Source organism: Acidovorax sp., from assembly GCF_046341535.1.
Lineage (GTDB): Bacteria > Pseudomonadota > Gammaproteobacteria > Burkholderiales > Burkholderiaceae_C > Acidovorax.
The window spans coordinates 23777-35058 of record NZ_JBKDRI010000117.1; the positions used below are offsets into that span (position 1 = coordinate 23777).

The 11282-nt window shown below is 67.8% G+C and carries 11 protein-coding genes; 1 reads left to right on the forward strand and 10 read right to left on the reverse strand.

The genetic code is table 11. From position 1 onward, the window contains the following. Nucleotides 1-14: 14 nt before the first annotated feature. The 10 genes from ACK543_RS08505 to ACK543_RS08550 are packed head-to-tail and all read right to left on the reverse strand — an operon-like array spanning nt 15 to nt 10509. Entirely contained in the window at nt 15-635 is a 621-nt protein-coding gene (locus tag ACK543_RS08505) for a sugar transferase (RefSeq protein WP_409942413.1), read from the reverse strand. A 14-nt stretch (nt 636-649) separates the two neighbouring features. After that, nucleotides 650-1816 carry a DegT/DnrJ/EryC1/StrS family aminotransferase gene (locus ACK543_RS08510; RefSeq protein WP_409942414.1) on the reverse strand — a complete coding sequence of 389 codons (1167 nt, stop codon included), beginning with the start codon at nt 1814-1816 and terminating at the stop codon, nt 650-652. A 5-nt stretch (nt 1817-1821) separates the two neighbouring features. Beyond that, entirely contained in the window at nt 1822-3174 is a 1353-nt protein-coding gene (locus ACK543_RS08515; protein ID WP_409942415.1) for a UDP-glucose dehydrogenase family protein, read from the reverse strand. After that, on the reverse strand, nt 3171-3893 hold the full coding sequence (locus tag ACK543_RS08520) for a class I SAM-dependent methyltransferase (protein WP_409942416.1): 723 nt from the start codon (nt 3891-3893) through the stop codon (nt 3171-3173). Before ACK543_RS08520 ends, ACK543_RS08515 begins: the two co-directional genes overlap by 4 nt. Next, nucleotides 3890-4918 carry a glycosyltransferase family 2 protein gene (locus ACK543_RS08525; RefSeq protein WP_409942417.1) on the reverse strand — a complete coding sequence of 343 codons (1029 nt, stop codon included), beginning with the start codon at nt 4916-4918 and terminating at the stop codon, nt 3890-3892. The genes ACK543_RS08520 and ACK543_RS08525 overlap by 4 nt, the downstream gene beginning before the upstream one ends. Nucleotides 4919-4975: 57 nt before the next feature. Continuing rightward, the gene (locus ACK543_RS08530) at nt 4976-6061 is read right to left on the reverse strand and encodes a glycosyltransferase (RefSeq protein WP_409942418.1); all 1086 of its coding nucleotides are present in this window, start codon (nt 6059-6061) and stop codon (nt 4976-4978) included. A 1-nt stretch (nt 6062) separates the two neighbouring features. After that, nucleotides 6063-6689: an acyltransferase gene (locus ACK543_RS08535; RefSeq protein ID WP_409942419.1), complete on the reverse strand. Its 627-nt coding sequence runs from the start codon at nt 6687-6689 to the stop codon at nt 6063-6065. Then, nucleotides 6673-7917 carry a lipopolysaccharide biosynthesis protein gene (locus ACK543_RS08540; RefSeq protein WP_409942420.1) on the reverse strand — a complete coding sequence of 415 codons (1245 nt, stop codon included), beginning with the start codon at nt 7915-7917 and terminating at the stop codon, nt 6673-6675. The genes ACK543_RS08535 and ACK543_RS08540 overlap by 17 nt, the downstream gene beginning before the upstream one ends. After that, nucleotides 7914-9860: a polysaccharide biosynthesis protein gene (locus tag ACK543_RS08545; protein ID WP_409942421.1), complete on the reverse strand. Its 1947-nt coding sequence runs from the start codon at nt 9858-9860 to the stop codon at nt 7914-7916. Before ACK543_RS08545 ends, ACK543_RS08540 begins: the two co-directional genes overlap by 4 nt. 13 nt (nt 9861-9873) lie before the next feature. Next, nucleotides 9874-10509 (reverse strand): LON peptidase substrate-binding domain-containing protein, encoded by a 636-nt coding sequence (locus ACK543_RS08550; protein ID WP_409942422.1) that lies wholly within the window; start codon nt 10507-10509, stop codon nt 9874-9876. Between the two features lie 79 nt (nt 10510-10588). Here ACK543_RS08550 and ACK543_RS08555 point away from each other — a divergent pair, with 79 nt between their 5' ends. Then, nucleotides 10589-11137: a YggT family protein gene (locus tag ACK543_RS08555; protein WP_409942423.1), complete on the forward strand. Its 549-nt coding sequence runs from the start codon at nt 10589-10591 to the stop codon at nt 11135-11137. The last annotated feature ends 145 nt before the right edge of the window (nt 11138-11282 follow it).

Consider the following 11282-nt stretch of genomic DNA (forward strand, 5'->3'; position numbering starts at 1 on the left):
CCAAACCCGTGATTTTATGGGCTGCGCGGTGTCCTTGGGCTGCCAGCCAGTGTCGCAACGGTGCGCACGATGATGGACAGGTCCAGCCACAGGCTGCGCGTTTGCACATACTGGCAGGCGTATTGCAGCTTGGCAGGCAGGATGTCCTGCACGTAGGTGCGCTCGGGGTCGTCGCTGCGCGCCAGCAGATCGCCCTCGTTTCGAAACGCCAGCGATGCCAGATCGGTGATGCCGGGGCGCACGCTCAACACCTGCGCGGCCACGTCGGTCGGGTACAGCGCCACGTACCGGGGCACCTCGGGCCTGGGGCCCACCACACTCATGTCGCCACGCAGCACGTTGGCGAACTGGGGCAGCTCGTCGAGCTTGGCGCGGCGCAGTACGTGCCCTGCGCGGGTGATGCGCGCATCGCGCCCGATGGTGATGTGCGGCCCGGCGGCGTCGGCACCGACCTGCATGGTGCGGAACTTGTAGATGCGAAACGGCTGCCCATGCCTGCCCACGCGCCCCTGCAGGTAAAAAATGGGGCCGGGCGAATCGCAGCGCACCCACAGCGCAATCACTGCCAGCAGGGGCGCCAGCAGCAGCAGCACGGTGGCCGAGAAGGCGATGTCAAAGGCGCGCTTGAGCCACATGGGGCAACCCGCCTTCAGCCGAGCAGGTAGCGCAGTGCAGCAATCACGCGCTCCTGGTCGGCATCGCTCATGGCGGTGAACAGGGGCAGGCTCACCATGGTCTGGTAGGCGGCATCGGCGTGCGGAAACTGCGCCGGTGTGAGCTGGTAGCGGTCGCGCCAGTAGGGGTGGCGGTGCAGGGGCACGTAATGCACGCTGGTGCCAATGCCCCGGTCGGACAGGGCCTGGATCAGTGTGTCGCGGTCGATGCGGGCCGGCGCTGCCAGGCGCACCACATACAGATGCCAGGCATGCCGCTCGCCCGCCGGGGCGGTGGCGGGCAGCACCAGGGGCAGGTCGGCCAGCGCAGCGTGGTAGCGCTGTGCCAGCTGCTCGCGGCGCTGCACAAACTGCGGCAGTCGCGCCAGTTGCTGCACGCCCATGGCGGCGGCCACGTCGGTCATGTTGTACTTGAAGCCGGGGGCCACCACCTCGTAGTACCAGGCCGGGGTTTTGGAAGTAAAGCGGTCAAACGCGTCGCGGTTCATGCCGTGCAGGCGCATCACCCGCATGCGCTGGGCCAGCGCAGCATCGCGCGTGACGGCCATGCCGCCTTCGCCGGTGGTGATGGTCTTGTTGGCGTAGAAGCTGAACACCGTGATGTCGGACGGCAACTGGCCCACCAGCGTGCCGCGCCAGGTGGCAGGCAGCGCATGGGCGGCGTCTTCCACCACCTTCAGGCCGTGTTCGTGGGCAATGGCCAGGATGGCCTCCATGTCGCAGGCCAGCCCCCCGTAGTGCACGGGCATGATGGCCTTGGTGCGGGGGGTGATGGCGGCGCGGATGTGCGCGGGATCGATGTTCAGGGTGACGGGGTCCACATCGACCAGCACAGCGTCTGCGCCCAGGTAGCGCACCACCTCGACGGTGGCGGTGAAGGTGAGCGTGGGCGCAATCACTTCGTCACCCGGGCCGATGCCCAACGCCTCCAGCGCCAGGTGCAGGCCCGCGGTGGCCGAATTGACGGCCACGGCGTGCAGGCCGCCGCCCAGGTAGTCCACGAAGTTCTGCTCGAACTGGCGCGTGACGGGGCCGGTGGTGACCCAGCCCGAGCGCATCGCTTCGGTCACGGCGTTGATCTCTGCATCGCCGATATCGGGGCGGGCAAAGGGAAGGAACGGGTGGGGCACAGAAGCAGACATGTCGATCAGCAAGGGTGGTGGCAGGTGGGCGCTACGGCGGCACGACCAATAGGGTAGTACTCCAGCCCGGCGCTGCGCAGGGTGTCGGGCTCGAACAGGTTGCGCCCGTCGAACACCACCGGGTGCTTGAGTGTGGCAGCAAGATGGGCAAAGTCGGGGCTGCGGAACTCTTTCCATTCGGTGACGATGACCAGCGCATCGGCATCTTGCAGCGCGGCGTTGGCATGCGGTGCAAAGCGCAGACGGGCGCGCTCGCCCAGTGCCGCCCGCGCCTGCGCCATGGCCTGCGGGTCGTAGGCCACCACGTCCGCGCCCCGGGCCAGCAGTTGCTCAATCACCGCGAGGCTGGGGGCTTCGCGCATGTCGTCGGTGCCGGGCTTGAAGGCCAGCCCCCACAGCGCGAAGCGGCGACCCTGCAACTGTGGGCCAAAGCGGGCCACGATCTTGTCGATGAGTACCTGCTTTTGATGCTGATTCACCGCCTGCACCGCCCTGAGGATCTGCAGGGGTTGGCCCGCATCGTCGGCCGTCTGGATGAGGGCGCGCACGTCCTTGGGAAAGCACGAGCCACCATAGCCCGCGCCCGCATACAGAAAATGCGTGCCGATGCGTGGGTCCGAACCGATGCCGATGCGCACGCTTTCAATGTCGGCCCCCAGCTTTTCGGCCAGCAGCGCCAGCTCGTTCATGAAGCTGATGCGTGTGGCCAGCATGGCATTGGCGGCGTATTTGGTGAATTCGGCGCTGGGTACATCCATCTCGATCAGGCGCTCGCGATTGCGCATGAACGGCGCGTACAGCGTGCGCATCAGGGCGGTTGCGCGTTCGTCGTCGCTGCCCACGATCACGCGGTCGGGGCGCATGAAATCCTGCACTGCCGAGCCTTCCTTGAGGAACTCGGGGTTGGAGACCACCGAAAAATCGGCCCCATGCCCCCGTGCCGCCAGCGCCAGCGATACGGTGCGCCGCACCTGCTGTGCCGTGCCTACGGGCACGGTGCTCTTGTTCACGATGAGCTTGTAGCCCGCCATGTGTTCGCCGATGGTCTGCGCCGCAGCCAGCACCTGCTGCAAGTCAGCCGATCCGTCTTCCTGCGGCGGGGTGCCCACGGCGATGAAGAGGATGCCGCCGTGCGCAACGGCGTCGGCACCATCGGTGGTAAACCGCAGCCGCCCCGCCTGCGCATTGCGGCGAACGACGTCTTCCAGGCCGGGTTCGTGAATCGGTATGCCACCCTGCTGCAGGGTGGCGATGCGGGCCGGGTCATGGTCGAGGCAGACCACCTGGTTGCCCATTTCCGACAGGCATGCGCCGGTGACCAGGCCCACATAGCCCGTGCCGATGACGGTGATTTTCATGGTGATGGGTTCAGGGTTTTGACCGCCCACGTCAGGCGGTGCGTGCGCGCAAAGGGCAGCAGCATGGCTGCCGGGGCCAGCAGTGGGGCAGGCAGGCGGCGCGCCAGCGGCGGTGCCAGGGTGAGCCTGCGCGAGGTGATGCGGGCGTGCGGGAACAGACGCCGGACCTCGGCCAGCGGCACGCCTTGCACGTCGGGGTTGCGCGGGTTGTCCACCACAAAGTCATACACCAGCACACCGCCGCCGGGCGCAACCCATTGCCACATCTGCCGTGCGAGCGCGCTGCGAAAGTCGGTATCCAGAATCGAGCTGAACAGGGTAAAGGCCAGCACCGCCTGCTGGCTGCCGGGGGCGATGGCGGCCTGCAGGGCATCGCCCTCCAGTACGGCGACGGTGGTGGGCAGCCGCAGGCGGGCGGCCTGGGCACGCTCAGGCAATAGTTCCAGGCCGTGCAGTCGGGCCGGGTCGGCACCCAGGCGCAGCAGGTCTTGCAGGTTGCCGCCGGTGCCGCAGCCTGCCTCGGTGATGTGCAGGCCCGCCAGACTCTGCCAGCCGTGGGCCCGCCACAGTTGGCGCATGGCGCGCAGGCGCTCGTGCTGGGCCTGCAGGGCCGAGGCGCTGGCGTACAGGCTGTAGTGCTGGGCATCGTGCGCGGCGTCGCGGCGGGCGTAGCGTGCGCTCACGGCCCGAGGCTCAGGGGCGAGGGTCTTGTCATTCATCGGGTGATGCGCGCGAACTGGTGCGAGGGGGCGCGTCCGCGCACGATGTCCCACAGGCCGCGCCAGGTGCCCAGGCCATACGAGGTGTGATGCACCGCAATCACGGCTGGCAGCCAGGGCAGGGCGGCCCATGTGGTGGCAGCGGCCGCGTGCAGGCTGGCACCGGCCACATACACCCCATAGGCCGCCAGCAGACCGACCAGCGGTGCGCTGCTGAGCGGGGCCAGCAGGGCGCAGCCCAGCAGCGCGGCCACCCAGGCGGCAGGCACGAGCTGCCGCACCGAACCCGGCTGCCCGTGCTTGCGCATCACAAACGGCCGCCAGTAGCCGTACTGAAGCTGCTGCGCCGCCAGGTGGCGCAGGGAACTGCGCGGGCGGTAGTGCGACCGGATGCGGGCGCTTTGCCAGATGCGCGCACCGCCCAGGCGCAGGCGCAGGTTGTGCTCGTCATCCTGGTTGCGCACCAGCATCTCGTCAAAGCCGCCAAAGCGTTCCAGGGTGGCGCGGGGCCAGCAGCCCAGGTACACCGTGTCCACCGGGCCTTCGTGCGCGGTATCGCGCGATCGGGCCCCGCCCACCACCCAGCGGCTCTGGAAGGCAGCGGCAATGGCCTTGCCCACGGGGCCCACGCCTTCGGCCACCCAGGGGCCGCCCACGTTGTCGGCACCGGTCCGCTCCAGCGCCGCGAGGCACTGGGCCAGATAGTCTGGCGCAAAGCGTGTGTGCACATCCATCCGGGCGATCACGCTGCCACGGGCCTGATGCAGGCAGGCGTTCAGGCCGGTCGAGACGATGCGGCCAGGGTTGTCCACCCACCGCAGGCGCGGGTCGGCAGCGCAGCGCTGCTGCAGCCGCTCCCGCGTGCCGTCATCGCTGCGCCCGTCGGCCACCAGCAGTTCCAGTTGCCAGCCAGGGGGCAACTGCTGCTGCAGCGCGCTGTCGCAGAACGCATCGATGTGCGCGGCTTCGTTGCGGCAGGGCACGATGACGCTGAGCCACAGGGGCTGGGCGGGGTGGTTGAACATGATTGCTATATTTGTTGTAGCTTGCAGGCCATGCTGGTCGGGCGGCGGAGGCGATTTTTAATCATTTTTTTGACTGCCTGCCTGCAGCAAGCCGCGGTACAGCGCAGCCATGCGGTCCATCTGCGTGGCGCGGTCGCCTTCGCGCTGGATGCGTTGCGCATTGTGCTGCCCCGCCTGGCGGGCCAGGGCGTCGTCCTGGGCCAGGGCAAGCAGCGCCTGCGCCAGCGCCGGGCCATCGTGCGCGGGCACCAGCCAGCGGGCGGGCAACCAGTGGGCGTTGGCTTGCAATGGCGTGGCCACCACGGGCAGGCCGCAGGCCATGCTCTCAAGCACCGAGACCGAGGTGGCGTCCTGCTCCGGCACCGAGACCGACACCTTGCAGCGGGCCAGCACACGCGCCATGCCCGCATCATCGAGCCGCCCATGAAAGGTGACCGCGTCTGTCAGGCCGGTTTGTGCCACCTGGGCGCGCAGCGCGGCCTCCATGCTGCCGCCGCCCAGCAGATGCAGGTGCACCGATGCCCGTGCCTGCGGGCTCGCCAGCTGGGCGCGCAGGCGTGCCAGGGCATCGATGATGGCGGGGATGTTGTAGTTGGGCTCCCAGGCGCGCAGGCTGGCAATTTCGAACCCTGGCTTGGCATTCCAGTCGGCTGGCGCAAAGCGGCTCAGGTCCACCCCCCAGTGGATGCAGTGCACCGCAGCGCGCGGGCGGTGGCCAAGCGCAGCGTCCACCAGGCTTTGCGAGTCGCCCGTGATGAGATCGGCCTGGCGCAAGGTCCAGCCCGTGAGCCAGCGCATCCAGGGGTTGCGGTGCGGGGTCACCAGCAGATCGCTGCCCCAGGCGGTCATCACCAGGGGGCGGCCCCCGCATCGGGCGGCCAGGTAGCCGTAGGAGGTGGTGTAGTGGGCGTGCACGATGTCGGGTGCCAGCGAACGGACGGCGCGGCGGGCCTCGCTGGTGCGCAGCAGCCACTGCACGGAGCGGCGCACGGGCCGCAGCACCTGCTGCTGCACGCCATCGATGGGCGCAGGCCGGGCCGTGACCAGCGACACGCGGTAGCCGCGCGCCATCATCTCGCGCGTCCAGCGCTGGATGTGGGGGCTGGTGGCGTCGCCCAGCAGGCACAGGTGGATGGGGCGCATGTCAGGTCGGTGGCGGAGGCGATGCGGCAGGCGGCGCGGAGGGCAGGGCGCCTGCCCAGGCCGCATAGTGCTCCTGCAACTCGGGGTAACGGGCGAGCCACACCGCATCGCGCGTGCGCACGTCCCCGACCACGCGGGCGGGTTGCCCGGACACCACGGCGAAGTCGGGCACCTCGCCGCGCACCTGTGCATAGGCGCACACCACAGCGCCCTTGCCAATGCGGCTGCCCGCCTCGATCAGGCTGTGGGGGCCGATGAACGCGTAAGCGCCAATGTGCACCGGCGCGTGGATATAGCCCGGGCGGGCAGCTGCGGGCCCCGTGTGGGTGGCGTAGCCGCGCCCCATCAGGCGGATGGCACGGTGCGAGCTGTGGGTGACGATGCTCACGTAGTTGGTAATCTGGGCACCTTCATCGATGCGCAGCCCGCCTGCAGCGTCCAGAAAATTGAAATGGCCGATGAACACATGGTCCGCGAGCTGCAGGCCTTCCTCGCCCTCGATGCAGGTGCTGGGCGAGATGCGCGTGTGGGCCAGCGGCGCGCCCTGCGCCGTGCGCTCGCCGAATGCAGTGCGGTAGAGCAGCGCCTGCCACAGGCGGCGACGCCAGCGGTTAAGCCAGGCTTTCATCGCGTCCTCCATGGGGGATGTCCTTCCAGGTGGCCAAAGCCCAGAAATAGTAGCCAAAGTACAGCAGCATAGAGGCAGAGATGCCCCAGGCCGCCCCGGTGAGGCCGCCCAGCATCAGCCCGGTCAGCAGTCCCCCAAAAAACGCTGCCTGCCCTGCCAGGGCCAGGCGCAGCGCCCAGGCCTGTGATTTCCAGGCCAGCGTGGTCACTGCCAGCGGCGAGGCCACGAAGTGCAGCGCGATGTAGGGGGCCAGTGCCTGGGCCAGTGCGCCCGCCCCGCTCCAGCCGGGGCCCAGCAACCATGTGAACAGATCCGGCCCCCACAGCAGCAGCATGACCGCCATGGGCACGGCCATCGCCGCCAGCGCGAGCATGCTGTGGTGCACGGCCCGGCGTGAGGCCTGCGCGTCGCGCGCTTGCACCAGCCGGGGGTACAGGGCTTGCGACAGCGATCCCCCCAGCAGCGTGGCAGGGGCCTTCAGGTAGCGCAGCGACATGGCCCACAGGCCGGCTGCGGCATCGCCAGACCATGCGGTGACCGCCAGCAGCGTGAGGGTGTCCTGCAGCGCGCCCAGAAAGGCATGCGGGGTGTTGAGCACGGGAAAATCCCGGTGCCTGAGCGCCACGGCGCGCAAGGACGACAGGGGGGCGCGCAGCAAGGCCATCCAGCCGCCCGCGGGTGCCGGGCGCGCCAGCAGCACGGCGGCCGACAGCCCCGCAATCATGGCCCCTGCGATCAGTCCGGCCAGCCCCCAGGCCCACCAGCCCAGCAGCAGTTGCAGCACGGCTCCACCCCCGTATTGGAGCAGCCGGGCGCCTGAGAGCAACCCAAAGCGTTCACCGCGGGTGGCCCACATTGTGAGCCATTGCGTGGCGGCCAGCGCGAGCACGGCCAGGGGGAGCATGGCGTACAGGCTGATCTGGTGGTACCACGCCAGCGCGGCTCCTGCGCCGACCGCCAGCATGGTGGTGACGCACAGCAGCTGGGCGCACAGCGCCATCAACTGCGCGGCCCCGGCCTCGCCACGCTCCAGGGGCAGTGCGTGTTCGTAGCGCATGCAGCCAATGACGGCCAGGTTGGTGGCAATGGCCCAGAGCAGCGCAAACTGCCCGAACACCTCGGGCGGGTACAGCCGCGCGAGGGCTGGGCCCAGCAACAAGGGCACGGCGTGCGCGGCGACGCTTCCGGCCAGGACGGTGGCGGTGGCCGTGAAGAGCCCGCGGGTCATGCCTCAGAGGGGGCCGCATCGGGCTGGTAGCCGGGCACAAGGCGGTGCAGCAACTGGCGCATTCCGGCCTCGTCGCCCGCCTTCACGGCCGCATGCAGGGCTTGGAGCTGTGCATGAAGAACCGGCCAGGGCAGCCGCTCTTCGAGCGCGCGCAGGATGCGGGGGTGCGCCGTCGGCATGGGGTTGTCGCCAATCAGCAGTTCTTCGTACAGCTTCTCTCCGGGCCGCAGCCCGGTGAAGGTGATTTCGATATCGCCACCAGGGTGCTCCTGGTCGCGCAGGCTGTGCCCGGCCAGCGTGACCATGCGGCGGGCCAGCTCGAAAATCTTGATGGGCTCGCCCATGTCCAGCACAAATACATCTGCACCTTCGGCCATCGCGCCGGCCTGCAAGACCAGTTGGGCTGCTTCGGCGATGGTCATGAAATAGCGCGTGACCTCCGGGTGCGTCACCGTGACGGGGCCACCGTGTGCAATCTGGCTGCGAAACAGCGGGATGACGCTTCCGCTGGAGCCGAGCACGTTGCCAAAGCGCACCATCGACAGGCGCGTGGGGCTGCGCCAGTGCGCCCCCGCCGTCGTAACCGGGCCAGGATCTTCGGTGGGCTTGAAGGGGTGTGACGTGGCGTGCGCGATGGCCTGCAGCACCAGCTCTGCAATCCGCTTGCTGGCGCCCATCACGTTGGTGGGGCGCACCGCCTTGTCGGTCGATATCAGAACGAAATCGGCGACGCCATACTCCACTGCCACACGCACCATGTTCAGCGTGCCGAAGACGTTGTTGCGAATGCCTTCTGCAGCGTTGGTTTCCACCATCGGGACATGCTTGTAGGCCGCGGCGTGGTAGATGGAGGCGGGCCGATACTGGCGACACAGGTCGGCCATGCGTTCTGCGTGGTTGACGCTTGCCAGCAGCGGCGTCAGTTTGCTTTGCACCAGACCTTTGAGCGCCAGGGCCTGCAACTCCTGATGGATGCTGTAGAGCGCAAATTCGCTGTGGTCTACCAGCAGGATCTCGGCGGCTTCCAGTTGCGCCAGCTGGCGGCACAGCTCGCTGCCGATGCTGCCGCCCGCGCCCGTCACCAACACCACCTTGCCCGCGATGTGTTTGTGCATGAGTGGCAGATCGGGCGGGATGGCGGGCCTGCCCAGCAGGTCTTCAATGTCCAGATCCTGAAAGTCCGAGACGGTCACCCGACCACTGGCGAGGTCGGTCAGCCCGGGCAGCGTGCGAATGCGCACGGGCAGCGCGCTGAGCTGGTCGATGATTTGATGGCGTCGCTCGCGCGGCACGCTGGGCAGGGCCAGCAGCACATCGGTGATGCCCAGCTGCTGCACGGTCGCTGGCAGGGAGTCCGAACTGTAGACACGGACTCCGTTGATGCTGCGACCCACCTTGGACCCGTCATCATCAGCAAATGCCCTGAGCTCGTAGTTGCGGGCCGAACCCAGCCCGGCAGCCGTTTGCGCCCCGGCCGTGCCTGCGCCATAAATCAGCAGCCGGTGCGGCGCACGGCCCGATTGGCCGGCCAGCAGCAACCATCCCAGCGAGCGGCTGACCCCGACCAGCAGCAAAAAGAGCACGGGTTGCAAGACGCCAACGCTGCGCGGAACGCCCTCCCAGCGGCCTGCCAGCAACACGGCCAGCAGCGTTGCCCCGTACAGCGTGACGGCCTTGCCGGTGGTGACAAGCGCACGCATCCCGGTGTAGCGAAAGATCGCCCGATACAGGCCCAGGTGCATCAGGATCGGAAAGGCCAGCGCTGGCGCAAGCACATACGCAATCCACTGCTTGCCCTCGGGCCAGTGTGGCGTGTCCAGCCGCAGCGAGAAGGCCAGCCACATGGCGAGCACGCCCATGGCGGCGTCCAGCGCCACCACGAAGGCCCGTTTGGTGTTGCGATGCCACAAGAGCACGCTTTGGAGCACAACGTCTACCTGCATGGCGCCCGCAATCTCACTGTGCAATGCCCGTGCGCTCCAGCACATCCCCGACCAGCTCCAGCCGGACCAGGGGGTTTTCCAGCTCCATCAGGCGTTGTTTGAGCCCCAGCGGCACGGGCAGCAGCTCGCACCAGCGGTTGGCCACCCAGGCACAGTCGTTGAGCTGATCGCCGCCTTCGGGGAGCAGCGCAGGGATGTCGGGTTCGCGTTGCCTGAGCGTATGCAAAACTTGGGACAAGGCCGTAGCAGTGACTTTGAGGTCGTCGGGAATCGGCACTACCTGGTCGTCATCAATCTGCTCAACGTCTGCGGTCCACAGGCCATTGGTGAGCTGGGCGCGCCGCAGGATCCGAAAACGCTGCGTGCCACGGCAGCGCAGCGTGATCAGGCCCGGTTGCGGGTTATCCAGCGCCTCGATGGCGGCCAGCGTACCCACGTCGCAAAACTGTTCTTGCGCCGCGCCAGCCTGTCGCACCTCCTGGCCCTGCGTCAGCGCCACCACGCCAAACGGCGCTCCTGCGCGCTGGCATTTGCGCACCATGTCCAGGTAGCGCACTTCAAACACGCGCAAGGCCAGCAGCCCGCCGGGGTACAGGACGGAACCCAGGGGAAACAGGGGCAGCGATGACAAGGTCAGGTGCTGTGACATGAAGTGGGACGGAATACGGCCGCTATCATCCCATGACCCAACCGGCTTTCGCGGCTGCTCCTCGGATTTCTTGACCCTTATGCTCTACCAGATCGCCTCTTTTCTACTGGATGTCCTTGGTGGCCTGATCACAGGGGCCTGTCTGTTGCGCCTTTACATGCAGGTGCAACGGATCTCGTTTTCCAATCCGGTCGGCGGGCTGGTCTTTGCCCTGACCGACTGGCTGGTGATGCCGCTGCGAAAGGTCATCCCGCCGGTGGGGCGGTGGGACGCCTCCAGCCTGGTCGCCGCAGCGCTGACGCAGCTGGTGCAGTACGCGCTGGCGTTGCTGTTGCTCGGCGCTGCTGCGGCCTGGGCCTGGCTGCCGTGGATGGCGCTTTTCGGCATGGCGCGCGTGTCGGTGTCGGGTCTGATGGGGCTGATGATCGTGTACGCGGTGCTGTCGTGGGTGCAGACACGGTCTGCCCTGGCCGATGTGATCGGTCGGCTGTGCGAACCCCCGCTTCGGCCGATCAGAAAAGTCTTGCCCCTGGTGCAAGGTATCGACCTGTCACCCCTGGTCCTGCTGGTGTTGTTGCAAGTGGTGTTGATTGTGCTGGGACATTTGCAGGCCGGGGTGTTGCGTTAACCCTAAAAACGGCAGTTGACCGCTTGTCATCTTGCCGCACACCGCGTGGACTCGAGCCTTGGGTTGTTTTTGCAGCCTCACCTTTGGGGTGACAGCGCTATGCACTTGCCAGCGCCGCTTTTGGAGCGCCATGCGGTGTTGCTCC